Annotated in this window: 23 protein-coding genes; 11 read left to right on the top strand and 12 right to left on the bottom strand. The window is 70.6% G+C overall.

Annotated elements, in window-relative coordinates; genetic code table 11:
* The first annotated feature begins 236 nt into the window (after positions 1-236).
* The 6 genes from ACIBEI_RS09030 (at position 237) to ACIBEI_RS09005 (ending at position 6,253) form a co-directional block, all read left to right on the top strand.
* Positions 237-1,304: a phytanoyl-CoA dioxygenase family protein gene (locus ACIBEI_RS09030; protein ID WP_398886653.1), complete on the top strand. Its 1,068-nt coding sequence runs from the start codon at positions 237-239 to the stop codon at positions 1,302-1,304.
* Entirely contained in the window at positions 1,286-2,605 is a 1,320-nt protein-coding gene (locus tag ACIBEI_RS09025; protein WP_398886651.1) for a DUF6271 family protein, read from the top strand. Before ACIBEI_RS09030 ends, ACIBEI_RS09025 begins: the two co-directional genes overlap by 19 nt.
* A 56-nt stretch (positions 2,606-2,661) precedes the next feature.
* Positions 2,662-3,855, top strand: a complete 1,194-nt coding sequence (locus tag ACIBEI_RS09020) for a type III PLP-dependent enzyme (RefSeq protein WP_398886649.1) — start codon at positions 2,662-2,664, stop codon at positions 3,853-3,855.
* A complete protein-coding gene (locus ACIBEI_RS09015) occupies positions 3,852-4,457 on the top strand; it encodes a GNAT family N-acetyltransferase (RefSeq protein WP_398886646.1) in 606 nt (201 codons plus the stop codon). Before ACIBEI_RS09020 ends, ACIBEI_RS09015 begins: the two co-directional genes overlap by 4 nt.
* Positions 4,435-5,598, top strand: coding sequence for an MFS transporter (locus tag ACIBEI_RS09010; protein ID WP_398886644.1), 1,164 nt, complete (start codon positions 4,435-4,437; stop codon positions 5,596-5,598). The genes ACIBEI_RS09015 and ACIBEI_RS09010 overlap by 23 nt, the downstream gene beginning before the upstream one ends.
* Before the next feature lie 193 nt (positions 5,599-5,791).
* Positions 5,792-6,253 (top strand): DUF3662 domain-containing protein, encoded by a 462-nt coding sequence (locus ACIBEI_RS09005; protein WP_398886642.1) that lies wholly within the window; start codon positions 5,792-5,794, stop codon positions 6,251-6,253.
* A gap of 82 nt (positions 6,254-6,335) precedes the next feature.
* Here ACIBEI_RS09005 and ACIBEI_RS09000 read toward each other — a convergent pair whose 3' ends face one another.
* Together ACIBEI_RS09000 and ACIBEI_RS08995 are read right to left on the bottom strand one after the other, a co-directional pair.
* Positions 6,336-6,632 carry a hypothetical protein gene (locus tag ACIBEI_RS09000; protein WP_398886640.1) on the bottom strand — a complete coding sequence of 99 codons (297 nt, stop codon included), beginning with the start codon at positions 6,630-6,632 and terminating at the stop codon, positions 6,336-6,338.
* 45 nt (positions 6,633-6,677) lie between these two features.
* Complete coding sequence (locus ACIBEI_RS08995; RefSeq protein WP_398886638.1) at positions 6,678-6,998, bottom strand: hypothetical protein; 321 nt, start codon at positions 6,996-6,998, stop codon at positions 6,678-6,680.
* Positions 6,999-7,398: 400 nt separating this feature from the next.
* Between ACIBEI_RS08995 and ACIBEI_RS08990 the strand changes: the two genes are divergently transcribed.
* Together ACIBEI_RS08990 and ACIBEI_RS08985 are read left to right on the top strand one after the other, a co-directional pair.
* Entirely contained in the window at positions 7,399-8,184 is a 786-nt protein-coding gene (locus ACIBEI_RS08990) for a cyclase family protein (RefSeq protein ID WP_398887361.1), read from the top strand.
* Positions 8,181-9,938: a thiamine pyrophosphate-binding protein gene (locus ACIBEI_RS08985; protein ID WP_398886636.1), complete on the top strand. Its 1,758-nt coding sequence runs from the start codon at positions 8,181-8,183 to the stop codon at positions 9,936-9,938. The genes ACIBEI_RS08990 and ACIBEI_RS08985 overlap by 4 nt, the downstream gene beginning before the upstream one ends.
* 199 nt (positions 9,939-10,137) lie before the next feature.
* Here ACIBEI_RS08985 and ACIBEI_RS08980 read toward each other — a convergent pair whose 3' ends face one another.
* The 7 genes from ACIBEI_RS08980 to ACIBEI_RS08950 all read right to left on the bottom strand — a co-directional run bounded on the left by ACIBEI_RS08980 (position 10,138) and on the right by ACIBEI_RS08950 (position 17,839).
* The gene (locus ACIBEI_RS08980) at positions 10,138-11,442 is read right to left on the bottom strand and encodes an MFS transporter (protein ID WP_398886634.1); all 1,305 of its coding nucleotides are present in this window, start codon (positions 11,440-11,442) and stop codon (positions 10,138-10,140) included.
* Positions 11,439-12,758, bottom strand: coding sequence for an ATP-grasp domain-containing protein (locus ACIBEI_RS08975; RefSeq protein WP_398886632.1), 1,320 nt, complete (start codon positions 12,756-12,758; stop codon positions 11,439-11,441). The genes ACIBEI_RS08980 and ACIBEI_RS08975 overlap by 4 nt, the downstream gene beginning before the upstream one ends.
* On the bottom strand, positions 12,755-13,906 hold the full coding sequence (locus tag ACIBEI_RS08970) for a pyridoxal-phosphate dependent enzyme (protein ID WP_398887359.1): 1,152 nt from the start codon (positions 13,904-13,906) through the stop codon (positions 12,755-12,757). Before ACIBEI_RS08970 ends, ACIBEI_RS08975 begins: the two co-directional genes overlap by 4 nt.
* Before the next feature lie 83 nt (positions 13,907-13,989).
* The gene (locus ACIBEI_RS08965; protein WP_398886630.1) at positions 13,990-14,997 is read right to left on the bottom strand and encodes an ABC transporter substrate-binding protein; all 1,008 of its coding nucleotides are present in this window, start codon (positions 14,995-14,997) and stop codon (positions 13,990-13,992) included.
* A 52-nt stretch (positions 14,998-15,049) separates the two neighbouring features.
* Complete coding sequence (locus ACIBEI_RS08960; protein WP_398886628.1) at positions 15,050-15,832, bottom strand: ABC transporter ATP-binding protein; 783 nt, start codon at positions 15,830-15,832, stop codon at positions 15,050-15,052.
* Positions 15,833-16,990, bottom strand: a complete 1,158-nt coding sequence (locus ACIBEI_RS08955; protein ID WP_398886626.1) for a FecCD family ABC transporter permease — start codon at positions 16,988-16,990, stop codon at positions 15,833-15,835.
* An 81-nt stretch (positions 16,991-17,071) separates the two neighbouring features.
* Positions 17,072-17,839, bottom strand: coding sequence for a class I SAM-dependent methyltransferase (locus ACIBEI_RS08950; RefSeq protein ID WP_398886624.1), 768 nt, complete (start codon positions 17,837-17,839; stop codon positions 17,072-17,074).
* Positions 17,840-18,063: 224 nt separating this feature from the next.
* Here ACIBEI_RS08950 and ACIBEI_RS08945 point away from each other — a divergent pair, with 224 nt between their 5' ends.
* Positions 18,064-18,549, top strand: coding sequence for a PaaI family thioesterase (locus ACIBEI_RS08945; protein WP_398886622.1), 486 nt, complete (start codon positions 18,064-18,066; stop codon positions 18,547-18,549).
* Between the two features lie 42 nt (positions 18,550-18,591).
* Here the strand turns inward: ACIBEI_RS08945 and ACIBEI_RS08940 are convergent, their stop codons facing one another.
* The 3 genes from ACIBEI_RS08940 to ACIBEI_RS08930 are packed head-to-tail and all read right to left on the bottom strand — an operon-like array spanning position 18,592 to position 21,612.
* A complete protein-coding gene (locus tag ACIBEI_RS08940; protein ID WP_398886620.1) occupies positions 18,592-20,085 on the bottom strand; it encodes a tripartite tricarboxylate transporter permease in 1,494 nt (497 codons plus the stop codon).
* Between the two features lies 1 nt (position 20,086).
* On the bottom strand, positions 20,087-20,629 hold the full coding sequence (locus tag ACIBEI_RS08935) for a tripartite tricarboxylate transporter TctB family protein (RefSeq protein WP_269648220.1): 543 nt from the start codon (positions 20,627-20,629) through the stop codon (positions 20,087-20,089).
* Positions 20,626-21,612: a Bug family tripartite tricarboxylate transporter substrate binding protein gene (locus tag ACIBEI_RS08930; protein ID WP_398887357.1), complete on the bottom strand. Its 987-nt coding sequence runs from the start codon at positions 21,610-21,612 to the stop codon at positions 20,626-20,628. The genes ACIBEI_RS08935 and ACIBEI_RS08930 overlap by 4 nt, the downstream gene beginning before the upstream one ends.
* Positions 21,613-21,899: 287 nt before the next feature.
* On the opposite strand from ACIBEI_RS08930, the gene ACIBEI_RS08925 reads away from it, so the two are divergent.
* Positions 21,900-23,579 (top strand): ATP-binding protein, encoded by a 1,680-nt coding sequence (locus tag ACIBEI_RS08925; protein WP_398886617.1) that lies wholly within the window; start codon positions 21,900-21,902, stop codon positions 23,577-23,579.
* Entirely contained in the window at positions 23,576-24,325 is a 750-nt protein-coding gene (locus tag ACIBEI_RS08920) for a response regulator (RefSeq protein WP_398886615.1), read from the top strand. Before ACIBEI_RS08925 ends, ACIBEI_RS08920 begins: the two co-directional genes overlap by 4 nt.
* The last annotated feature ends 5 nt before the right edge of the window (positions 24,326-24,330 follow it).

Raw genomic sequence — 24,330 nt, 5'->3', positions numbered from 1 at the left:
GGGCTGGCGCGGCATCCGATGCAGTGACCCTGCACGTCGGCCGTCTCTCCTCATGCCGTGCGACGTGCGCTGCTTTCGGCGTCGTCGTACAGCGCCGGTGCGCGTCCGGAAGCGAGCTGCCCAGACCGCCGCCCGTCCGGATCCACGCGATTCACGTGCCGCGAGCCACCGGTGACCGCGTTTCCGTCCTCGTCGGCGTCTGCGTCGACGGGGAACCCCGAGGTCCGGAGCACCGCATGCCCATGCCTGACGACTATCTCCACCGAGCCGCTTCTCGCGTCCCCTACTTCAGTTCGGACGGCGAGACCTATCTGGCGCAGACCCCGCTGCGCGACCTCAAGAAGACCGTCCCGCTCAGGGTGCTGTCCGAGGAGGACCTGGCCTTATGGCAGACCTACGGCTACGTCGTGGTCAAGCAGGCCATCCCCGCTTCGGCCGCCCGGAGCCTGCTGGACTTCAGCTGGGACTTCCAAGGACTCGATCCCGAGCGCCCGGACACCTGGTACGAGGATCGCGAGTACCGCTCGGACCTGGACCGTGACCTGCACATCTACGGGTTCGTCGAGGCCTACCAGCACCAACTCCTCTGGGACAGCCGCCAGGCGCAGCGGGTCTACGACGCCTTCGTCGACGTGTGGGACTGCGAAGAGCTGTGGGTGACCCTCGACCGGCTCAACCTGAACCCGCCCAACATCAAGAACCGCGACCGTGCCCTGATCCCGCGCACGGACGAGGGCTTCGACATCGAGCTGCACTGGGACGTCGACACCACGCTCGGCATACCGCCGCAGCGGGTCCAGGGGATCATCGCGCTCAACGACACCAGTCCGGAACTCGGCGGCTTCCAGTGCTGCCCCGAGCTGTTCCGCCAACTGGACCGGTGGAAGGCACTCCAGCCGGACGGCCGTGACCCGATCCGGCCCAGGATCGACAAGGCCGAATTCCCCGTCGTACGACCGGAACTCGAAGCCGGCGACCTGCTGATCTTCAACGGCCTCCTGGCACACGGAGTGGCCCCCAACACCTCCACCCGCAACGGCGTGCGGGCGGTGCAGTACCTGTCGATGATGCCTGCGCTGGAGACCCACCAGACCCTCAGGGACTCACGGGTCGAGTCATGGCGCACCCTCAGCACACCGGACTGGAACGCGACCCTGCTCGGCGACGCCGTGCGACACGAGTCCCTGAGGTACGGCAGGGCCGAACTCAGCGACCTGGGCGCCAAGTTGCTGGGCCTCACGTCCTGGAACGGTCCGGAACTGGACGAGCCGGTCGGAGAAGCGGCATGCGCAGAATATGTCTGACCCTTCCCACCAACAGGCCGTGTTCCGCGACGATCGAGGCCATCGGTGAGGAGGCGGCCTACGCGGCCGACCACTTCGACACCGAGGTGCACCTGCTGATCCTGGACTCCTGCGACGCACCCGCCTACGCGGAACACGCCGAGACCGTGCGCCGCCTGCCCGTCCACCCGCGGATCGTCGTACACCACCTCGACGAGGCGCGGCAGCGGGACTTCCTCCAGCGGACGATCGGCCGGGCCGCAGCCACGAAGCCCGACCTCCTGCTGGAACTGATGCTCCCCGCGGGCCTCTCCTACGGTGCCTGCACCAACCGGGCGTTCCTCATCGGCGCCGCGCTCGGCTGCGAGTCTGTGCACCGCAGGGACTCCGACAGCCGGTACCAGGTCGTGAACGGCGAGACCGTCTTCCCCATCCATCACGAACTCACCTCCCTCGGCCGACGCGCGGCCGACGCCGCGCACGACGTCACCGAGAACGCGCTGGCCGCGCAGCACGCGGACCGGCGGGTCGCGATGGTGGGCAGTTCCTTCGTGGGTGAATTGTCCGTGGACATCGGCGAGGTCCAACGGATCGACCGCGACGTCTACTTCGACCTGGTCAGCCTCTGGGCACCCGGTCGCTGGTCGGACGAGCGGAAGAGGGAACTCGTCGACGAGTCCTTCCGCGGCGCGGGCACGGAACCGTTCGTCCAGGACCACTCGACGCTCGCCCTGGTCGACCCCATGCGCGTGGACATGTGCAACATCAGCTTCCACGGGGTGCACGAACACGTGCCGCTGCCACCGGCCACCGACACCATTGGCAGCGACTACTTCCTGATCCACCTGGTCCACGACGCCGCGCTGCCCGGTGTGCTGCACAACCGGAACATCGTGAACTTCTACACGGGCGAACGCAGAACGGACGCGGGCTTCACGGCGTACCAGATGCGCTACGTCAAGTTCCTGCTGTCGATGCTCTACTTCAACGTCATCTACGACGGGATGGCCGAGGCCGGCCCGGCGTTGACCGACGAGCGGGGACAGGTGCGCGCGTCCGTCATCGCCCGGCTGGTGAGTGAGAGCACGCGGCTCGACCGCACCGAGAACGTCCAGCGGCTGGACGCCCTCGACACGGCGTACCGGAAACTGGGCGGCGCCTACGCCGAGTTCGCCGACCTCCTGTCCACGCGCCGCGAACGGCTCCTCGACGAAGCCCGCAGCGACATGGAGGACTTCGCCCTACTGACCGAGGCATGGGGGTCGCTGGTGGACGCGGCCCGGCACACCCCCGTACACACCTCACCGGGGCGGCCGGGGTGAGGGCGGCCACGACGCATGAGTCAGTAACGCATGAATCAGTAGCGCATGGGTTGGCAATGCAAGGCTCCGCGAAGCACGAGTCCGCGGCCCTGCTCGCCGCTCTCGCGGCCGCAGACGAGGACCGGATCGTCTTCGACCTGACCGGTATCGAGGACCGCTACGAGACGCTGCGGCGCGAACTACCCGGAGTCCTCGTGCGGTTCGCGATGAAGGCATGTCCGGTGGACGAGGTGCTCGCGTGTCTGGCGGCGAAGGGCGCCGGAGCGGACGGGGCGAGCCCGCGTGAACTTGAGCAGGCGCTGCGGGCAGGGGTGCCGCTCGACCGCATGCACTACGGCAACACCGTCAAGTCCGACCGGGACATCGCCGACGCCCATCGTCTCGGCGTCAGGGACTTCGCGACCGACAGCCTGGAGGACGTCGCGGCCATCGCGGCCCATGCTCCGGGAGCCCGGGTGTTCTGCAGGCTGACGACCAGCGGTGAGGGGGCGCTGTGGGGTCTCAGCAACAAGTTCGGCTGCTCACCCGCCGACGCCGTGCAGGTACTTGAGGCGGCACGGGCGCAGGGCCTGACGCCGTCGGGCCTGTCCGTGCACGTCGGTTCCCAGCAGATGACGGCGGACGCCTGGCACAGCGCCGTCGAATCCATGGCGGACGTCCTGACCGCCCTGGGCCGGCGCGGGATGTCCCTGGACCATGTCAACCTCGGCGGCGGTCTTCCGGCACTCGGATACCTCGACAGGTTCGGCATGCTCCTGGATCCGCCGATGGACAAGATCTTCGCCGTGATCCGCGAGGGAATGCGGTACCTGAGGGGCGTTCACGGCGACCATCTCCGATTCGTCATGGAGCCCGGACGTCATCTGGTCGCCGACCAGGGAGCCATCCGGGCCCATGTGGCCCGGCTCGCCGAGCGGCGGGGGCCGGACGGCGAGCGGCAGCACTGGCTCTATCTGAGCTGTGGCAAGTTCAACGGGCTCTACGAGATGGACGCGCTGCAGTACCGGCTCGTGTTTCCCACGCACCCCGACGCCGAGTACGTTCCCGCCGTCGTCGCGGGTCCCACCTGCGACAGCGACGACGCCTACCTCCATGAACACGGCGGTCTCGTCCACGTACCCAAGGACCTGGCGTCGGGGGATCCGGTCTGGGTGATGTCCAGCGGGGCCTACGCGATCAGTTACATGACCCAGGGCTTCAACGGTTTCGAGCCGCTCCCGTACACCTGGACGAGGGCGGGCCGGCCGTGACCGACGTCGTACACATACGCCACATCACCGAGGCCGACTGGGACGGCATCGTGGCGATCGAGTCCCGTGCCTACGCCGGACTCGGTCTGTCGGAGGGCCGCGCGGCGCTTCGGTCGCGGGCGGAGATCTCACCGGGTACGTGCTTCGTCCTGGACGTCGGGTCCGGGCCGGCCGGCTACCTGCTGGCCCTGCCCTATCCGGCCCTCAGGTACCCGGACCTGGAACGGACCGAGGAGGCGGTGGTCCCGCCGCTGCCCGCGCCCGTCTCCCGCAATATCCACTTGCACGACATCGTTGTCGCGGAGGGTCTTCGCGGCAGGGGGCTGGGGCAGCGCCTCCTGCACCACTTCACCCTGACGGCCCGGTCGCGCGGGTACGAACGGATCTCGCTGATCGCCGTCGGCCGCAGCGACACGTTCTGGTCGGCCCGCGGCTACACCGCACACCCCGGGGTCTCGCCCGGCGGCTACGGCGCGAACGCCGTCTACATGTCCAAGGCGGTGCCGACCGACCTGGGTGCACAGCCTGAGCCGACCGGCGTGGTGCCGCGCGGCCCCTCCGCCCCGACGAAGCGAGCTGATGTGCGTGTCCCGTGTCCATGACCCTTTCCTCCGCAGCCAGTTGGCGATCGCCGCACTGTTCTGCTCCCTCGGCTTCCAGTACGCCACCTGGGCGGCGCGGATCCCGGCCATCAAGGCGGACCTCGGCCTGACCGCGGCCGAGGTGGGTGTCCTGCTGATGGCGGCGGGGATCGGCGCGGTGGCGTCGTTCCCCGTGGTTCCGGTGCTCATGAAGCGGCTGGGCTCGGCGCGGCTCGCGCTCCTGTCGGCCCTCTGCCTGACCCTCCTGCTCCTGGCGCTGGCCGCAGCGCCGAACTATCCGGTCGCTCTGCTGGTCATGTGCGCCGACGGCGTCTTCGTGGGATGCCTGAACGTCGCCATGAACGCGCAGGGCGCGGCCCTTGAGACCCTGCACGAACGCAACGCCATGGCCAGACTGCACGCGACCTTCAGCGGCGGTTCCCTGCTTGCCGCGCTTCTCGCCTCCGGCATGAACGCGGCGACCTCGTCGGTCGCGGCACACTTCGGCGTGGCGGCCGTGATCCTCGTCCTGCTGACCGCCGCCGCGCGCCCCGGACTCCTCGCCGAGGACGCGCCCGCCGAGGAGAAGGAGCAGAAGACCCGGGGCAGTTGGAACCTTCCGTCCCGTATGACGCTGTGGATGTGCTGCGCCATGGTGTTCGGCACCCTGACCGAGGGTGCCATGACGGACTGGTCCGCCCTCTACATGAAGGACGTCGCCAAGGCGTCGGCGGAACTCGCGCCCATGGGCATCGCCGTGGTGTCGGGGATGATGGTGCTGGCCCGCCTCTTCGCCGACGGCTGGCGCAGCCGCTGGGGCGACGGACGCGTTGTTCTCCTCGGCAGCGCGCTGGCCGCCGCCGGGCTGGCCTTCGCCCTGGTGAGCGGGGGAGTGGTCCCCGCCCTCATCGGGTTCGCCTGCGTCGGACTGGGATGCGCGGCCGTGACGCCGTGCGTGTACGTGGCCGCCGCCAAACAGGGCTCGGACGCGCTGGCCCTTGTCGCCGCCACGGGCACGGCGGGCCTGCTGGCGGGCCCGCCGTTCATCGGGTTCGTGGCGAATGCCAGCAGTCTGGTGTGGGGGCTGGGGGTGGTCGCGGCGGCAGCGGTCGTGGTGTCCCTGTGCAGTACCCAGATCCGCTGGACACCGGTCAGCAGCTGATCCGTCGCGCCGGCCGTCGATTCCGTCAAGGGCAGGTCCCGTAGGCAGCGCTGCCTACGGGACCTGCCCCGGCATGTGCCGGGGAATCTGCCCCGGTACGTGCCGAAGACGAGTCGTTCTCCGCTTCCGGGGAACCTGGAGACGAATGGAGCACAACGACACGAACCCACGCGACCAAGGAGTACCGCCCTCCGTGGCCCTCCCCGAAGAGGAACGTCGCCGGACCGCGAACAGCGTCCCGGTGCCGGAGCAGCCCGAGGCGGCGAGCAGACTCACCGGTCTGGAACGAGCGATGGAGCGCTTCGGAGCGTCGCTGCTCGCGCAGTTCCGCCACAAGGAACCGGTCGAACTGGTCGCCGCCCTGCGCAGGGAGTGCGACGACCACGCCGTCGCGTGCAGCGAGAGCCTGGTCGTCGTCCCCAACGCCTACGGTGTCGAACTGCCCGAGTCCGTCCATCGGGAGCTCGAGCGGAACGGCGGTCGCGTCGACCAGGTGCTCACCGACAGCCTGCTCCGGCACGGCGAGAGCCAGGGCTACGCATGGGCCGGACCGCTCGCCGTGCATGTCACCAAGTCACCCTCCGTGCCGAACGGCCGGTACCGGGTGACGAGCCGCGTGATGCGCCACGTACGGGCCGAATCGTTCCACCACTGACCCCCGGGCCGGCGGTGTCCGGCCAGAGGTGTCCGGCCGAGGCGTTCGGCGGCCCGAGGCGTTCGACCGGGTGGGCCGCCCGTCAGTTCGTGAGCGTGACGCAGGGCAGGCCCACGCCCGTGCCGCCGCGGAAGCCCTCCGCGCAGAGCCGGGTGCCCGCGGGGAAGTGGCGCTGGGGGTAGGCCTGGTCCCGGTAGACCCTGCCCAGGTAGGTGCCCGTGTCGTACGTCTCGATGCAGACGGAGTGGTTGCACCACTTGCCGTTCGCCGCCGCGGGCGGCCCCGCGACGACGACACTGCCGAGTGCCGCGGCAAGGGGTCCGATTCCCGCAGTGATCTTCTTGGCGATGCTGCACGAGTTACGTGCCCCTGCGCCCAACCCCTGCCTTGCTTGTGAGCCCCCTGCCTCGCTCGGCCTGCGAGGTCAGCGTCCCGGCAGCCATTCGCTGAGCGCGTCGATGAGGCGATCGAGCGCGGGCTGGTCGGCGGAGCGGTCCGTCATGACCGTGCGGCCGTTGAACTGCAGCGCGTACTGGAACATGTCGGCCGCCCCCGTGTCGATCGTGAACTCGGGGACATCGGCGAGCGCCGGATCGCCGAGCAGCGTGCGCAGTTCCGTGAACTGGGCCGCGCTCGTACGGCGCACGACGGGGGCGCCCTTGTCCTCGGCGAGGACGCTGCCGTCGCCCCGGAGAACCACTTTCTGGTTGACGCCCGCGAAGCCGCCGGTCACCGTCATGGTCACCAGCTTCTGCTTGGGCCCGGTGACAGGGACCGGCGACGGGCTCCTCGAAGCCGAAGCCGAAGCGGACTCCGACGCTGAATCGGACGGGGAGGGCGTGGGTGAGACCGGCGGCGAAGTGGAGGAAGGAGGCGCGGTACTGACCGCAGTACCTGCCGTGCCTGCCGTTCCCGACGCATCCGGCGACTCCGCCGAACCGCCGCCCGACCCGGAAGTGCAGCCGGTCAGTCCCAGTACCCCGACCGTGATCGCCGACGCCGCCATCGCGGCCGTACGCCCTCCGAACATCGTGCCCCCGTCCGTCGCCCGTCGACTGACTCGACCGGACTGTGAGTACCACGGAACCGCAATCGTCATGTCCGGTGCCATGCTGTCAGTTCCGCGCCGCCTCATGGAGGTCTTCATGCCCGAGCCGTCCGTCCTCGCCTCGCTGGTGTCCGCGCTGCGGAGCGGGGCGATCGAAGTCGTCGACCTGACGGCGCCGTTGTCGTCGTCGACACCGGTACTCCAGTTGCCGCCCGAGTTCGGCCAGACGGCGGTGTTCGAGCTGGACGAGATCAGCAGGTACGACGACCGGGGGCCGGTCTGGTACTGGAACAACTTCCGCAGCGGCGAGCACACCGGCACACACTTCGACGCCCCGAACCACTGGGTGACCGGGAAGGACCTGGCCGACGTGGCGTCCGTACCGGTGAACCGGCTGGTCGCGCCCGCCGCCGTGCTGGACTTCACGGCCGAGGCGCGGGAGAACCCGGACTTCCTCGTGGAGGTCGACCATGTGAAGGCGTGGGAGGCGGAGCACGGGCCACTGCCCGACGGCGGCTGGCTGTTGGTGCGCACCGGCTGGGACACGCGCTCGCACGCGCAGGAGCCGTTCCTGAACGCGGACGAGAACGGCCCCCACACCCCCGGCCTGTCGCCGGAATGCGCCCGCTGGGTCGCACAGGAGTCGCCCGTCATCGGCCTCGGGGTCGAGACGGTGGGCACCGACGCCGGTGGGGCCCACTCGTTCGACCCGGCCTTCCCGTGTCACTCGTACCTCATGGGCAGCGACAAGTACGGGCTGACCCAGTTGCAGAACCTGGCGGTGCTGCCGGCGACCGGCAGTGTCGTCGTCGCCGGGCCGTTGCCGATCGTCACGGGGTCCGGGTCTCCCGCGCGGGTGCTCGCCCTGGTGGAACGTTCGTGAAGGTCGCCGAGGCCGTCGGGCGGGCGCTGTACGCGGCCGGGGTCGGTCAGGTCTTCGGCGTGGTCGGCTCGGGCAACTTCCATCTCACCAATGCCATGGTCGCGGCGGGTTCGCGGTTCGTGGCCGCACGTCATGAAGGCGGCGCGGCGACCATGGCCGACGCGTACGCCCGGATCAGCGGAACGGTGGCCGCGCTCAGCGTTCATCAGGGACCCGGTCTGACGAACGCCATGACCGGCATCGCCGAGGCGGCCAAGAGCCGTACGCCGCTGCTCGTGCTGGCGGCCGAGGTGACCGAGCCGCGCTCCAACTTCTACGTCGACCAGGAGGCGTTGGCGCGATCGGTGGGCGCGGTCACGGCGCGCGTCACGTCGGCGGAGGACGCCGTCGCGCAGGCCACGGACGCCGTTCGGCGAGCCGTGTGCGAGCGGCGGACCGTTCTGCTCAACCTCCCGCTGGGCGTACAGGCCCTCGACGTACCCGAAGTACCTGACGTATCCGATGCATCTGATGTGCTCGCCGGTGAGTCGACCCTCGCCGTCGTGCCGCCCGAACGGGCGCCGGTGGAGCCGGAGTTCGCCGAAGTCGAGGCGCTGGCGCGGGTGCTGGAGGAGTCCCGGAAGCCGGTTTTCGTGGCCGGCCGGGGAGCGCGTTCGCCCGGCGCCCGGGACGCACTGGCGGCGCTCGCCGAACGCCATGGCGCGCTGCTGGCGACATCGGCGGTGGCCCGCGGCCTGTTCCACGGCGATCCATGGTCGCTCGACGTGTCCGGAGGCTTCGCTTCGCCACTGGCAGCCGAACTGATCCAGGAGGCCGACCTGATCGTCGGCTGGGGCTGCGCGCTGAACATGTGGACCATGCGGCACGGCCGGCTGATCGGCCCGGACACCACGGTCGTACAGGTCGACGACGACGCGTCGGCCCTCGGCGCCCACCGGGAGGTGCACCTCGGAGTCACCGGGGATGTGGAACTCACGGCCCGGCGCACGCTGGAGACGGACGACCCGAACGGGCAGGCCCAGCAAGGCGAACAGGCCAAGCAAGGGCAACAGGTCCAACAAGGCCAACAGTCTCAGCGAGGCCAACTGGCCCGCCAGGGCTTTCGGACCGCCGACATCGGCGCGTCCATCGCCGCACGCGTGCGCTGGCGGGACGTTCCGTACGAGGACACGAGCACCCGCGAGCGCATCGACCCGCGCACACTGAGCATCGCGCTCGACGACATCCTCCCGGCGGAGCGGGTGATCGGCGTGGACTCCGGCAACTTCATGGGCTACCCGAGCATGTACCTGTCGGTGCCGGACGAGAACGGCCTGTGCTTCACCCAGGCGTTCCAGTCGATCGGCCTCGGCCTGGCGACCGCGATCGGCGCGGCACTGGCACGGCCGGACCGGCTTCCCGTGGCCGCGCTCGGTGACGGTGGTGCGATGATGGGCGCCGCGGAACTCGACACCGTACGCAGGCTCGGACTGCCCATGGTGGTCGTCGTCTACAACGACGACGCCTACGGGGCCGAGGTCCACCACTTCGGGCCGGACGGACATCCCCTGGAGACCGTCGAGTTCCCCCCGACGGACATCGCCGCCGTGGCTCGGGGCTACGGCTTCGAGGCGGTGACCGTACACACGCGGGCGGATCTGAAGGCCGTCGAGGACTGGCTCGGCGGGCCACGCTCCGCGCCCCTGCTCATCGATGCCAAGGTGGTCGCGGACCGAGGTGCCTGGTGGCTGGAGGAGGCGTTCCGCGGACACTGAGCGACGGCCGGCTGCCGGCCGGGGGCGTGGTCGACACATGCGGGGGTATCGGCGTGACCGGGGCGATGACGAGGTCGGGTCGCTCACCCGTGTACAACAACACCTCGCGTCCCTTGGGCAGTTCGACGGCGAGGGTGCCGTCGTCCGCCGTGTGGGTGCGGGCCGGGGTGCCGTCGTCCAGGACGCCCTATGTGCTGGGTCAGCGGTCGGTCGTGGAACCGGGGCGGAGGCGGCGCAGTGCACGGAGAAGCAGCGGGGGCAGCAGCGCGCACTGCACCGCGACCGCGGTCCAGAAGAGACCGGGATGCCCCGAGCGCTCGGCCAGTCCGTAGCCCTCGCCTCCCGCGATGCCGCTGGCGAAGGCGCCGATTCCCGCGGCCAGCCGTTGGTGGCCGAAGACGACGGCGGGCGCGCGGGGAGAACGGGCCAGGGCTTCGAGGTCGTTCTTGAGGAAGAGCACGATCTCGCCGAGGCAGATGAGCAGGGCCCCGGCCAGCAGGGCGGCGGGATGACCGAGAGCGAGCGTGGCCATGCCGGCGGCCAGCGCGGCGAAACCGAGTCGCAGGGCACGGGCATACGGCATGCGGGCGATCCGGCCCGACAGGAGCGGCTGGGCTACCACCAGGAGCACGGCGTAGAGGGCGAGGACAAGACCGTAGAACTCCGTCGAGGTCCGGGGTACGGCGTACACCGCGAGGTAGTGCTGGAAGAACATGAAGACGTAGACGCTCAGGACGGTGACCGCGAAGGGCAGGACGGGCAGTCCGGCGAACGCCTTCTCCCGGCGGCGGGGCGGGAGTTGGGCGTCCACGCTTTTCTTCGGCTCTCTGGGTTCCTCCGGTCGTGCCGGCCCTTCCGGGTGGTGGCCGGCGGTCTCTACGGGCAGCAGTGCGTGGCCCACGGTGATGGCCGCGAACAGCGCGGCGACCGCGGTGAAGAGTCCGGCGGAGGCGCTGAGCACGAAGGGGGCGGCGGCGATGGGGCCCAGTGTGATACCGGCGTTGAGGGCGGAGCCGCTCGCCGACAGCAGCAGCGGGCGCCCCTCGTCCGCGACGCGGTGCACCAAGTACGCCTTGTTGGCGGGCAGATAGAGCGCGGCGCCGCAGGAGACGAGGAAGAGTGCGGCGACGGCCGCGGCGGGATGGGCGAGCCCCGGCACGAAGCCGGCGAAGCCCGCCGTACGGACCACCAGGGCGAGCAGCATGGTGCGTTGCAGCCCGATGCGCTCGGCGACCACCGCCCCCACGACACCACCGGCGAACTGTACGAACGAGGCGATGGCGAGCACCACGCCGACGACGCCGAGCCCAATCCCCAGCCGCTCGTGCAGCAGCACCGACATGAAGGGCAGCACCGCGAAGCTGCCCAGCGGGATGAGGAACGATCCGGCCAGCAGGAAGTACTGCGGGCCGCTGAGGCCGGTCAGCCCTTTGAGGCCTTTCAGTCCGGTGAGCTGTGCCGGGCGGGATCGAAGTCGGCCGGGCGGCCCGGACGGCGGTGTCACCCCTCGCCGTCGGCCGCGACGACCGCGCGTACGCTCCCGGCCGCGCTGAGCGCCCGGTGCAGGGCCAGTTCGGCGGTCGCGGCCTCGGCCAGCACGATCCCCGTACAGCCTCGCTGGTCAGACAGGTGCTCCACACGCCGGCCCGGGACGGCGGTGGGGTACCACTCGGGCGAACCGGGGAAGGCGGACAGGGTGTCGAGGCCGGTCCAGCCGGTGAGCGTGCCGCGCCGGTCCGGGTAGACGAGGACGAAACCGGTGGAGGGACCGGTGTCGGGACCGAAGGCGGGACCGGAGGCGGAATCGACCGGGCGGTCCAACAGCGCGGGGCGGCGGCCGAGAGCCGTGTCGACCATGGCCTCGTAGACATTGGTGCCAAGGGCCCGGCACAGCGCCTCGCCGACGAGGGCCCCGCCGATACGGCGGTTGATCTCCACCAGTTCCGGACCCTCGGCGGTGAGGACGAACTCCACATGCGCGAAGCCGGAGTCATGACCGGCGGTCACCAGCACACGCCCCACCCAGTCCTGGAGCAGGCCGAGTTCGGGATCCGGGAAGGCCACAGGGAAGGCCGCGGCCTCCTCCCTGACGGACGGCTCGGGGGACATCTGGCGGCTGAGGACGCCCAGCAGCCGCGTCTCGCCCTCCCAACTGAGGGTCTCCGCGCTGTAGACGGGGCCGGAGAAGAAGGGCTCCGCGAACAGCCGCCCGGCGAAGGCGTGTTGGGCGGCCTCGGCGAGGGCGGCGTGCAGCTGCTGCTCGTCGCGTACCGGCCACACGTTGCGGGAGGAGGTGCCCGCCGAGTCCTTCAGGACCGCGGGCAGACCGATCTCGCGGAGGATCTCGGCGGCTGCGGAGGCCGCGGAGGCACGGGCGGGGGCGGATGCACGGGCGGGGTCGGAGGGATCGGCCGGATCGGTGGGGACGGTCAGGGCGCGGCCGCGACTCAGGCCGCGTTCGTGCAGGAGCGTACGCACGCGGCTCTTGTCACGCAGCAGCCGGACGGCGGCCGGGTCCGGCCCGGGGAGGCCCAGTTTGGCGGCCAGGTCGGCGCCCGGAACGCTCCAGGTGTCGGTCGAGTTGACGAGCCCTCGCAGGTCGGGCACGGCGGCCAGCGCGGCGGCGCAGGCGGACTCGTCGAACGTGTCGACGTCGACGATGTCGAGCACCGCGACCGCTTCGGGCGTGAGGTGGGCGAGTTCGTGGCGGTAGACGGCCCGGTCTCCGGTGAGCAGGCACAGCCGGTGCCCGGCGCCGCCGGCCGCCTCCGCCAGGCGGCCCAGTCCGAAGGTGAGTGCTTCCAGGGCGGCGATGGTCACGATGCCCGGCCCTCCTTGTTCGTTGCGGTAGTTGATACGGCGGTTGATGCGGCGGTCGATATGTCAGTCGAAACGCCAGCCGATATGTCAGCCGATACGTCGGTCGATACATCGGTCGATGTGGCGGTCGGCGCGGCGAGCGGCACCGGAACCTGTGCGGGCGCGGTGGTCCGGCGCACGTCGTAGCGACGCCGTTCCCACGCCATCACCGACCAGGGCGGGGCGAGATCGGCAAGGCCGGTGATCTGGTGGGGCTTGAGGACGTTCGGGTCGAGGGCCTCCTGGTGGCGGGCGAAGACACGCTCGGTGTAGCGGTGTCCGGTGTCGGCGCCGATCACCACGTGCACCCGCTCGGGGCGGCGCGCGGCCTCCCAGCCGGCGACGAGGTGGGCCGCGCCGGTGGACAGGCCGGCGAACACGGCGTGTTCCCGCAGCAGACCGACGGCACCGGCCATGGCGTGGCGGAAGTCGAGCCAGTGCAGCGTGTCGTAGAGGTCGTGGCGGACGTTGTCGAACTGGATCGAGCTGCCGATGCCCGCGATGATCGCCTCGGGGTCGCTGAACCCCTCGCTGCCGAAGGTGACACTGCCGAAGGGCTGCACCCCCAACAGCCGTACGGCTCGGCCGCGTTCGCGCAGCGGATCCACCAGACCACCGGTCGACGACCCCGTGCCCACGGCGCCCACGACGGTCAGCGGGACGTCGGGAAGCGCCCGGTCGATCAGGTCGGCGAACTCGCGGTAGCCCGTGTAGTGGACGGCGTCGTGGTACTGCCGCATCCAGTGCAGACCGGGCCGCTCGGCCAGCAACTGCCGTACCCGGCGCACCCGCCGCTCCTGGTCGAGTCTCAGATTCTGTGAGGGCGGCATCTGGTCCACGGTCGCTCCGAGGATCTCCAACTGGGCGCGCATCGCGGCGTCCACGGTGGTGGAGGCGACGATGTGGCAGTTCAGCCCGTACCGGTGACACGCCATGGCGAGGGCCAGTGCGTAGATGCCGCTGGAACTGTCGACGAGGGTCTGGCCCGGCTGGACGGTCCCGCGCTCCAGCAGGGTGCGGACCGCGCCGAGGGCGGCGTAGACCTTCAGGGTCTCGAAGCGGGCGAGCACCACGTTGTCGGACAGCCGCAGCAGGTCGGGGGCCTTCATCGCGTCGGTGATGTGCTCGTGGACCGGGGGAGTGGGTGCGGGAACGGCAGCGGGAGCGGCTGCGATATGCGTCGGAGTCACCGTCACCGCCCGACCGAGCGCAGGTAACGGCCCAGGTCCTCGGCGCCCTTGACGTTGCGGGGGCCGCTGACGGCGTCGCCGTACGACATCACGAAGAAGCGGTTGTCCTTCACCGCTGGTACCGACTTCAGGCTCTTGAGCGACTTGAGGTAGGCGATCTTGTCCTTGGCGGGCTGGTCGGCGTAGTCGACGATCACGATCACTTCGGGTTTCGCCTCGATCACCGGTTCCCAACCGACCGTCGTCCAGCCCTTGTCGAGCCCGTCGAAGACGTTGGTCGCTCCCGCGCCGGTGATGATGTCGTTCGGCGCGGCATGGCGGCCGGCGGTGAACGGCTGGTCGGTGCCCGAGTCGTAGACGAAGACCTTGGCCGGGTCGCCCTTCTCGGGCCAGGTCTTCTTCAGCGCGGCGACGCGGTCCTTGAGGTCGGTGACGAGTTCGTCGGCCCGCTTCTCGACGCCGAAGATCCGGCCCAGGTTCTCCAGATCGGTGTAGAGCGCGTCCAGCGGTTTGGCGTCCACGCTCTTGTCGCCGTAGTCCCAGCAGGTCTCCGTGTGCAGATAGCTGGCGATGCCGACCTTCTCCAACAGGGCCGGTGTGATGCCCCGTTCCTCGCTGAAACCGGAGTTCCAGCCGGCCAGCACCCAGTCGGCCTTGGCGTCGACGACGATCTCCCGGGTGATGCGCTCGGTGCCCAGCCGCTCGACCCCGGTGTAGTCCTCGCGCCAGGGCGAACCCTTGATGGCCGGGTCGCCGAGCTTGTTCATGACGTAGCCGCGCATCCGGTCGGCGAGGCCGAGGGAGAACATCTTCTCGGCGCCGCTGACGTCGTACGCCACCGCGCGCTTCGGGCGGGTGTAGGTGACGTCCTCGCCGCAGTTGGAGAGGGTGACGGTGTCGTCCTTCTTGTTCTTCGCCGCGGACTGGACCTCGGCGCCGCAGCTGGTGGTCAGGAGCCCGGCCGCGAGCAGTACGGCGGCCAGGGTCCGGGGCAGCGGTGGTCGCATCATGAGTGCCGTCCTTCTGGTGGAGCGTCGGGGAGTGCGGAAAGTGCCGCGGCGGTCAGGTCGTGGATGCCGTGGCGGTCAGGTCGTAGATCAGGTGGGGTGCGCCGGTGCGCGGGTGGTGGACGACCGTGACGTCGACGCCGAACACCTTGCGGACCAGCTCGGGGGTCAGGACCTCCGCCGGGTCGCCGGTGGAGACCAGGGAGCCGGAGTTCAGTACGGCGATCCGGTCGCAGGCGGCGGCCGCCAGGTTGAGGTCGTGCAGGGCCGTGAGCACGGTCAGTCCGGAGCCGCGCAGGAAGGACAGCAGCTCCACCTGGTGCCGTACATCGAGGTGGTTGGTGGGTTCGTCGAGGACCAGGACACGGGGTTCCTGGACCAGGGCGCGTGCGACGAGGACGCGTTGGCGCTCCCCGCCGGAGAGTGTGAGCACACTGCGGTCCGCGAGGTGGGCTACGTCCAGCCGTTCCATCGACTGCCGGCACAGCTCGCGCTCGCGGGCCGTGAGAGGGTGATTGCCCCGGGCGTGCGGAGTCCGGCCGAGGGCCACCACCTCCTCGACGGTGAAGTCGAGTTCGGTCTGGCTCTCCTGCGTCAGGGCGGCGATCGACCGGGCGCTGTCGCGCAGTTTCAGTGACGTCAGGTCGGTGCCGTCGAGCAGGACGGCGCCGGACGTCGGCCGGAGCGCCCGGTAGACACAGCGCAACGCGGTCGACTTGCCGCTGCCGTTCGGACCGACGAGCCCGACGATCCGGCCGGTTGCCACGTCGATGTTCAGTCGGTCCACGAGAGCACGCCCGGCCGCCTCGACCGACAGGTCACGCAGGGACAGAACCATCTACCGGCCTCCGAACAGATAGCCGCGGCGGCGCATCAGCGTGATGAACACCGGCACCCCGATCAGCGCGGTGATCACCCCGAGCGGCAGTTCCTCGGGCGCGAAGGCGGTACGGGCCACCAGGTCGACCCACACCATGAAGCAGGCCCCGGCGAGCGGAGTGACCGCGAGCACTCGGCGGTGCGTGGAGCCGACGAGGATCCGCACCACATGGGGCAGGACGAGACCGACGAAGGCGATCGCGCCGCTGACCGCGACGATCAGCCCGGTGACGGCAGCCGTGAGCAGGAACAGCCCGCGCCGCAGCGCGTCCGCGTCCACGCCCAGGCTGGCCGCGGTCTCGTCGCCCAGCGCCAGCACGTCCAGCGACCGGCTCTGCCGCAGCAGCACGACGATCGCCACCAGGACCGCCGCCGTCACCAGCGGCAACGACTCCCAGGACGCCGCCCCGAGGCTGCCCAGCAGCCAGAACAGCACCGTCCGTGCGGCCTGGCCGTTCGGGGAGAGGAAGACCAGGACACTCATCAGCGCCTGGAAGCCGTACGCCAGCGCCACTCCGGTCAGCACCAGCCGCAGCGGTGTCAGCCCCAGCGGGCCGCGCGCGGCCAGATAGACCAGCAGCGTGGCGCCGAGCGCGCCGAGGAACGCGGCGGCCGACAGCGCGTAGACCCCGAGGCCCGCGAAGACCCCGAACACCACCACGGCGGTCGCCCCGACGGACGCGCCGGACGAGATGCCCAGCACGAACGGGTCCGCGAGGGCGTTGCGCACCAGCGCCTGGATGGCGACGCCGACGACGGCCAGCCCGGCTCCGACGACCGCTGCGAGCAGCACCCGCGGGGTGCGCACATGCCAGACGATGGAGTACCCGGTCACCTCGTCGGCCCCGATCCCGCCGCCGGTGAGGGCCGCCCACAGGAAGTGCACGACATCGGCCGGCGGCACGACGGTCGGCCCCAGCGCGATCCCCGCCAGGACGGAGACCACCAGCGTCACGGAGAGCACCACCAGCGCGGTCAGCAGCCTGCCGCGCCCCGCACCGCCACCGTCCGCCTCCTGACGCGGCTCGCGAAGCGGCTCCTCGGGACGCGCCTCATCGCGCGAGGGTGCGGCGGTTCCGGGCGCGGCGGAGGGTGTCCCGGATACGGCTTCGGCCATGAAGTCCCTTTGTCCGTACGGCAGTTCGGGCGCGGGCAGCCTCAAACGCCGCCCGCTCACCAGTAGTCGGCCGCGACCGCCTCAGAGTTCCCGCACATCGGCGGAGAGTTCAGGACGGGTCCCTCGCACGATCAGCCGCTTCGCGTGGTTGTCGTACGGGCCGCCGTCGAAGTCGCCGTAACAGCACACGTCGGTGAAGCCGGCCGCCTCGAACATCGTGCGCAACTCGGCCGCGCTGTAGAGGAACGAGGTGATCGACGCCTCCCGCGCGATCCCGTCGCGCACGAGCGTCCAGTCGGTGCGCAGCCGCGTCCAGCTGTCCAGCACGGTGTCGCGCTGCACCACGTACGCGCCGCCGTCGAGCTCCACGACCTGGGGTCGGCCGATCCAGCTCGCGAGGACCTCCTTGCCCATCACGTCGATGAGCAACTGGCCGCCCGGCACGAGCGAGTCGTACGCGTTGTGCAGCACCCGCTCGTTGTCCTCCGGAGCGTCGAAGTAGCCGAACGAGGTGAAGACGTTGAGCACCACGTCGTACGAGCGGGGCTCGACGTGCGTCAGCATGTCCGCCCGCACCAGCCGGACTTCGGCCCCGGCCTCCTCGCACACCGCACCGGCACGCTCCAGCATGACGGGGCTGAGATCCACCCCTGTCACCGCGTATCCACGACGGGCCAGGGGCACCAGATACACACCGGGTCCGCAACACAGGTCCAGCACCCGGCTCCCGGGCGGGAACTCCAGCAGTGGCGACTTGGCGACGATGCCCTCCGTCTCCGCACGCCTGCGCCCGGAGAACATGGTCTCGGAGAAGTCCGACCAGAATCCGTCGTCCTCGTACCAGTGCATACAGCTGCAACCTCGATCCAGGGCCGGACGAGAGCTGCACACCACACCACAGTGCAACGGCCTCGTCAGTGCGGGGCTTGTTGTTGCAGTGGTCGGACGGGGGTGCCCTGGAGTTCCCGGCGGTTCCCGGCGGTGCCCGGTGGGTGCCGGCGGATCGTGCGCGCCGCACGCACTGGGCACCCTCGGGACACCCGGCCGTAAACGGGGCGTGCCACGCTGCGCCGATGGACATGACCCCGCTGGCGCGCTCCCTGCTGGAACCGATACCGGCGCATCGGACCGCGGGCGTCGAGGTGCTCCGGGCTGCCGACGGCGCGGCCGAGGTCGCGTCGGACACCCCCGAGGCACTGACGAACGTCATCGGCTCGCTGCACTCCAGCGGCCTCATCACCCTCGTCGACGCGGCCGGTCTCGGAGCGATCATCGCCGCCGCGGCGCGCCCCGAGGACTTTCAGGGGGTCGTGCCCCTGGGAGCGGCCGCCTCCCTGGCGTTCCTCGCCCCGGCTCGCGGGCGGCTCGTGGCCACCTGCCGTCTCACCGACGAGGCTCAACGCGTACTGCGTCCGCTCCTCGACGGAAAGGCAGACCGGGCGCGGTTCGCCACCAGTGCCGAAGTCACCGACGCCGAGGGGACTTCGGTGTGCCGGGGGACCTTCGACTGGAGTGTCCGGCGGACCGCGCCCCCGGCGACGCGGCACCACCCGGAGTGAGGGAACGAGGTTCCCGGCGCCCGTCGGGACACCGGGAACCGGTCAGGCCTCGGCTCGCTTGCGGACCACGAGCTTCTTCAGGAGCGGCCAGGTCAGCAGCAGCACGATCACCGCGTACACGGTCACCGAGAAGGGCGTGTTGACCAGGCCCGTGACGCTGCCGTCGCTGATCTGCAGGGCACGCCGGAGCTGTTGTTCGGCGTTCGGGCCGAGGATGACGCCGATGACGGCCGGCAGCACCGGAAGCCCGTAGCGCCGCATACCGAAGCCGATCAGGCCGATGATCAGGAGGATCACCAGGTCGATGACCTCGCCGCCGACGGCGTACGCGCCGACCGCCGCGAAGAACATGATCCCCGAGTAGAGGTACGGCCGCGGGATGCGCAGCAGCTTCGCCCACACCGGGGCCAGCGGCAGGTTGAGCGCGAGCAGCAGCACCATGCCGACGAAGAGGGAGGCGATCAGGCCCCACACCAGGTCGGGTTCGCGCTCGAAGAGGAGCGGGCCCGGCTGGATGCCGTACTGCTGGAAGGCGGCCAGCATGACCGCCGCGACCGCCGTGGTCGGCAGCCCCAGGGTCAGCATGGACACCAGCGTGCCCGCCGCCGAGGCCGACGCCGCCGACTCCGGCCCCGCCACACCCTCGATCGCGCCCTTGCCCCAGTCGTCCTTGTGCTTCGACAGACGCTTCTCCGTCACGTACGACAGGAAGGTGGGGATCTCGGCGCCGCCCGCCGGGATCGCGCCGAACGGGAAACCGATGACCGGTCCGCGCAGCCACGACTTCCAGGTCCGCCGCACATCGGCCTTGCCCAGCCACGGCCTGCCCACCGGTATCGGCTCGCCCGGACTGCGCCGCAGATGCGCCGCCACCCACAGGGCCTCGCCGATGGCGAAGAGACCGACCGCGACGATCACCACGTCGATGCCGTCGGCGAGTTGGAGCGAGCCGAAGGTCAGCCGCTGCTGCCCGGTCATCTGGTCGAGGCCGACCAGCCCGATCGTCAGTCCGATCAGCAGGGACGCGAGCCCCCGGATACGGGACGAGCCCAGCACGGACGTCACGGCGATGAACGCGAGCACCATGATGGCGAAGTAGTCCGGCGCACCGATGTCCACCGCCAGTTCGGCGACCGTCGGCGCGAGCATCACCAGCAGGATCGTGCCGATCAGGCCGCCCGCGAAGTGGCCGATGGCGGCGGCCGCGAGCGCCTGTGCGCCGCGCCCCGACTTGGCCATCGGGTTGCCCTCCATGGCCGCGACCACGGCGGCGCTCTCGCCCGGCGTGTTCAGCAGGATCGAGGTGGTCGAGCCACCGAACATCGCGCCGTAGTAGATCCCGGCGAACATGATGAACGCGCCGATCGGGTTCAGGCCGTACGTCACCGGCAGCAGCAGGGCGACCGCCATCGCGGGGCCGATACCGGGCAGCACACCGATCGCCGTGCCGAGCAGCACGCCGATGGCGGCCCACAGCAGGTTGATCGGGGTGAGCGCCGTACCGAACCCGTCCATCAGGGAGTTGAGGGCGTCCATGTCACAGCACTCCCATCAGCGGGCCGCCGGGAAGCGGTACCCCGAGCAGGTTGTTGAAGATCACGTACGTGGCGAGGGAGAGCACGGCCGCGATGAGCGGGTCCCGGTCGAAGCGGCGGCTGCCGAGCGCGAAGGCCGCTCCCCAGAAGAGGAGAGCACCCGCGACGGGGAAACCGACGGGCTCGATGAGGACGGCCGCGCCCAGGAACACCCCGGCCAGCAGCAACACCGTGCGCCAGTCGGCCGGTTCGGACAGATCGATGTCCTCACCGCCCTCGGCCTCGCCACGTCCGCCGCGCAGTACGTCCACGGCGAGCAGGGCGGCGATGACGAGCAGCCCGATGCCGACCACGATCGGCACGGTCTTCGGCCCGACGGGACCGCGCTGGGTGATCTCCACGTCCATGGTGAGCGCGTCGCCCAGGACGAGCGCGCCGAGGGCCAACAGCAGGACGCAGACGCCCAGTTCGGAGTGGTCGCGCAGCCACGAACGCCGTTCGTCCGTGGGCGGCGTCGGGGAGGCTTCGGTGGTCGGCGTCGTCACAGTCCCAGCTCCTTCAGTACCGAAACCACGCGCTTGTCCTGGGCGTCGAGGAAGTCACCGAACTTCTCGCCGGTGAGGAAGGCGTCGTCCCAGCCGTTCTGCTGCATCGACTTCTGCCACTCGGCGGAGTCGTGCAGCTCCTCGACGAGGCGTACGAGCTTGTCGCGCTCGGCGTCGGACAGGCCGGGCGGGGCCACGATGCCCCGCCAGTTGGTGAAGTCCACGTCGTAGCCGGACTCCTTCAGCGTGGGAGCCTCGGACAGTTCGTCGACCCGCTCCGGACCGGTGACCGCGAGAATCCGCAGCTCGCCCGCCTTGATCTGGTCGAGGTACTCGCCGACACCCGACACCCCGAACGCGACCTTGTTGCCGAGGATCGAGGCGAGCAGCTCGCCACCGCCGTCGAAGGGTATGTAGTTGACGTCCTTCGGGGCGATACCGGCGGCTTTGGCCATCAGCATCGGCGCGAGGTGGTCGGGCCCGCCGGGCGAGGAACCGCCGCCCACCGGAAGCTTGCCCGGGTTCTTCTTCCATGCCTCGATGAGCTGGTCGATGGTCTTGTACGGGGAGTCCTTGCCGACCACCACGACGTCCTGCTCCTCGGTGAGCCGGGCGATCGGGGTGGTGTCGGCGAGCGTCTTGGGCGCGTCGTTGGAGCGGACCGCGCCCACCACACCGAGGCCCATCGACATGGCGAGCTTGCCGTTGCCGTGCTCGCTCACCAGCCGGCTCAGCCCGACGGTGCCGCCGGCGCCGGGCAGGTTGAACACCTCGATGTTGTGCGTGAGTTCGGCGTCCTCGGCGTTCTTCGCGGCCGTACGGGCCGTGATGTCATAGCCGCCGCCGGGCGTGTTGGGGACCATGAAGCGCAGGCCCGGGATCTGTGTGCCCGTCGCGGAATCGCTGCCCGCCGTGAGCAACGGAGGGCCCACGAGCACGAGCACGGCGGCCCCGAACAGGGCGAGGAGGGTGCGCAGGCGCACGAATGCCACCACCTGTCGGTACGTCGATGAGGTCGGGGGAAGCCCTGTGGGGAGGGTGACGTGGGCCACATGTTGCACCTACGCCCGCCGCCTGTCTCTCTTCCGGAACCAACGGAGGTTGTGGTCTTTGTGGCCACCGGCGCCGGTCGCGTGCACGGATCGTACGGCGCCTCTCCCGTCCCGGCTCCCTGCTCACCCCTTTTCCCGGCCACGGGAGAGGTCCATGATGGGGCGATCCCCCAGACGAGCCGCCCAACGCCGTGTCGGCCCGAGAGATTGAGTACGTCGTGGTCGCCACCTTCCGCCGTCAGACCCTCGCGGGCGAGATGCTGGTGCTCCAGCTCGCCATCGTCGTGGTGGTGCTGCTGGCCGTCGCCGCGGTCTCCCTCGCGCAGTCGGAGGCGACCTTCAACCGCGTGGAGGGCCGCCGGGTCGCCGCGCTGGCCGAGCAGCTCGCCGCCAACCCCCTGGTCCGCAGCCAGCTCGTACGGCCCGCGCCGCTGGAGGCCCTCGCCCCGCTGGTGAACTCCACACAGACCCAGTCCGGGGTCACCTCCGTGACAGTGACCGACGCCGACGGCCGGATCGTCAGCTCCACGAACCCCACGGCGCTCGGCGACCGGCTCGCGCTCGGCGAGGGTGCTGCCGAGGGCCGCGGCTGGTCCGGCTCGCTGACCCTGGACGGCAGCCGCCAGCTCGTGGCCCAGGTGCCGGTACTCGGCGCGACACAGCAGAACCTCGGTCAGTACCTGGGCACGGTGATGATCGGCGAGGCCGACCCGACCGTGTGGCAGCGGCTCAACGGCGCCTCCTCGTACCTGCTCGCCTATCTGGGCATCGCCAGCGGACTCGGCCTGGTGGGCTCCTGGCTGCTGGCCAGACGCGTCAAACGGCAGACCCTGGGCCTCGAACCCCGCGAGATCGCCGGCCTTGCCGAACACCGCGAGGCGATGCTGTACGGGATCGCCGAGGGCGTGATCGCCCTGGACCCGCAGCACCGGCTCACCCTGGCCAACGACATGGGCCGCCGCCTGCTCGACCTTCCCGAGGACTGCGTGGGCCAGAGCCTGGCCGAACTCGGCATCGAGGGACGACTGCGGGACGTCCTGGTGGGCGACCGGAAGGGCGCGCCCCACGAGCGCGACGAGGTCGTGATCCGGCACGGCCGGGTGCTGGTGATGAACCGGATGACCGTCACCAAGGACGGCCGCCTGCTCGGCTCGGTCACCACCCTGCGCGACCGCACCGAACTGGCCCGCCTGGAGCGGGAGATCGGCTCCTTCCGCAGCTCCTCCGAACTGCTGCGCGCCCAGGCCCACGAGTTCGCCAACCAGCTGCACACCATCTCCGGGCTGATCGAGATCGGTGAGGAGGACGAGGTCGTGCGCTACATCCGCGCCTTGAACCAGCGCCGCCAGTCACTGGACGTCACCCTCAGCCGCCGTGTCCGCGACACCGCCGTCGCCGCCCTGCTCATGGCGAAGGCATCCCTGGCCGCCGAACGGAAGGTGCGGCTGCGGATCTCCGACAGCACCGCGCTCGACCGGCTCGTTCCGGAGGACGCCGCCGATGTGGCGACCGTGGTCGGCAACCTCGTCGACAACGCCGTGGACGCCGCGTCCGTCGCGTCCGTCGCCGGGGTCGCGGGGGTCGCGGGTGAGGCGGACGGCCACGAGGCCTGGGTCGAGGTCGAACTGCGGCAGGACGCCTCCAGCGTGGAGATCGTGGTCCGCGACTCCGGCCCCGGCGTCGCCCCGGAACTCGCCCGCGAGGTCTTCCTGCACGGCTTCACCACCAAGGCGGCCCAGGAGGGCGAGCGGGGCATCGGCCTGGCGCTCACCCGGCTGGTCTGCGAGCGTCACGGTGGTGAGATCTCGGTGACCAACACCCCCGAGGGGGCCATGTTCACCGCACGCATGACCGTCAGCCACCTCACCGACGCGGTGGCGGAAGGAGCGGCCCGATGAAGGGGATGAAAGGCACGTCCGACACGCCAGAGACACCCCGTGGGCCGGGCACGTCCGTCGCGACCGACACGATCGACGTGCTCGTGGTCGACGACGACTTCATGGTGGCCCGCGTCCACCGCACCTTCGTCGAACGCGTCGAGCCGTTCCGGGTCGTCGGTGTCGCCAACACCGGCGAGCAGGCCGCGCACGCCGTCGACGAACTGCACCCGGACCTCGTCCTGCTCGACCTCTACCTGCCGGACGTCTTCGGCCTCGACGTCATCCCCCGCCTGCGCACCTCCGGCCACGACTGCGACGTCATGGTCATCAGCGCCGCCCGGGAGGCCGACACGGTCCGCGGCGCCGTCCGCCACGGCGTCGTCGACTACCTCCTCAAACCGTTCGAGTTCGAGGACCTGCGCGCCCGCCTGGAGCGCTACGCCGTCCAGCGGGGCCGCCTGCTCGCCACCGTCGTGCACGGCCAGGCCGACGTGGACCGGGTCCTGGCCGGAGCGTCCGTCCCGGCCTCGGCCGCCGGCACCCTCCCCAAGGGCATGAGCGTCGAGACCGCCGAACTGATCGAACGCACCCTCCGCACCGCCGAGGGCACCCTCTCCGCCGCCGAATGCGCCACCCTGGCCGGCATCTCCCGCGTCAGCGCCCGCCGCTACCTGGAGCACTTCCACACCATCGGCAGCGCGGACGTGACGTTGCGCTACGGGGCGGCGGGGCGGCCTGAGCGGCGGTACCGGTTCCAGGGGTAGCCGGT

The sequence above is a fragment of the Streptomyces sp. NPDC050988 genome (genome assembly GCF_044456225.1).
Lineage (GTDB): Bacteria > Actinomycetota > Actinomycetes > Streptomycetales > Streptomycetaceae > Streptomyces.
Note: the sequence above shows the minus strand (reverse complement) of the source record. Positions and strands in the feature narration are given on the sequence as shown.

What these genes read in the sequence shown, in the direction of transcription:
- ACIBEI_RS09030 (WP_398886653.1), top strand. Translation starts at nt 237, where the DNA reads ATGCCCATGCCTGACGACTATCTCCACCGAGCCGCTTCTCGCGTCCCC.
- ACIBEI_RS09025 (WP_398886651.1), top strand. Translation starts at nt 1,286, where the DNA reads ATGCGCAGAATATGTCTGACCCTTCCCACCAACAGGCCGTGTTCCGCG.
- ACIBEI_RS09020 (WP_398886649.1), top strand. Translation starts at nt 2,662, where the DNA reads ATGCAAGGCTCCGCGAAGCACGAGTCCGCGGCCCTGCTCGCCGCTCTC.
- ACIBEI_RS09010 (WP_398886644.1), top strand. Translation starts at nt 4,435, where the DNA reads ATGTGCGTGTCCCGTGTCCATGACCCTTTCCTCCGCAGCCAGTTGGCG.
- ACIBEI_RS08990 (WP_398887361.1), top strand. Translation starts at nt 7,399, where the DNA reads ATGCCCGAGCCGTCCGTCCTCGCCTCGCTGGTGTCCGCGCTGCGGAGC.
- ACIBEI_RS08970 (WP_398887359.1), bottom strand. Translation starts at nt 13,906, where the DNA reads ATGAAGGCCCCCGACCTGCTGCGGCTGTCCGACAACGTGGTGCTCGCC.
- ACIBEI_RS08965 (WP_398886630.1), bottom strand. Translation starts at nt 14,997, where the DNA reads ATGATGCGACCACCGCTGCCCCGGACCCTGGCCGCCGTACTGCTCGCG.
- ACIBEI_RS08960 (WP_398886628.1), bottom strand. Translation starts at nt 15,832, where the DNA reads ATGGTTCTGTCCCTGCGTGACCTGTCGGTCGAGGCGGCCGGGCGTGCT.
- ACIBEI_RS08955 (WP_398886626.1), bottom strand. Translation starts at nt 16,990, where the DNA reads ATGGCCGAAGCCGTATCCGGGACACCCTCCGCCGCGCCCGGAACCGCC.
- ACIBEI_RS08950 (WP_398886624.1), bottom strand. Translation starts at nt 17,839, where the DNA reads ATGCACTGGTACGAGGACGACGGATTCTGGTCGGACTTCTCCGAGACC.
- ACIBEI_RS08945 (WP_398886622.1), top strand. Translation starts at nt 18,064, where the DNA reads ATGGACATGACCCCGCTGGCGCGCTCCCTGCTGGAACCGATACCGGCG.
- ACIBEI_RS08940 (WP_398886620.1), bottom strand. Translation starts at nt 20,085, where the DNA reads ATGGACGCCCTCAACTCCCTGATGGACGGGTTCGGTACGGCGCTCACC.
- ACIBEI_RS08920 (WP_398886615.1), top strand. Translation starts at nt 23,576, where the DNA reads ATGAAGGGGATGAAAGGCACGTCCGACACGCCAGAGACACCCCGTGGG.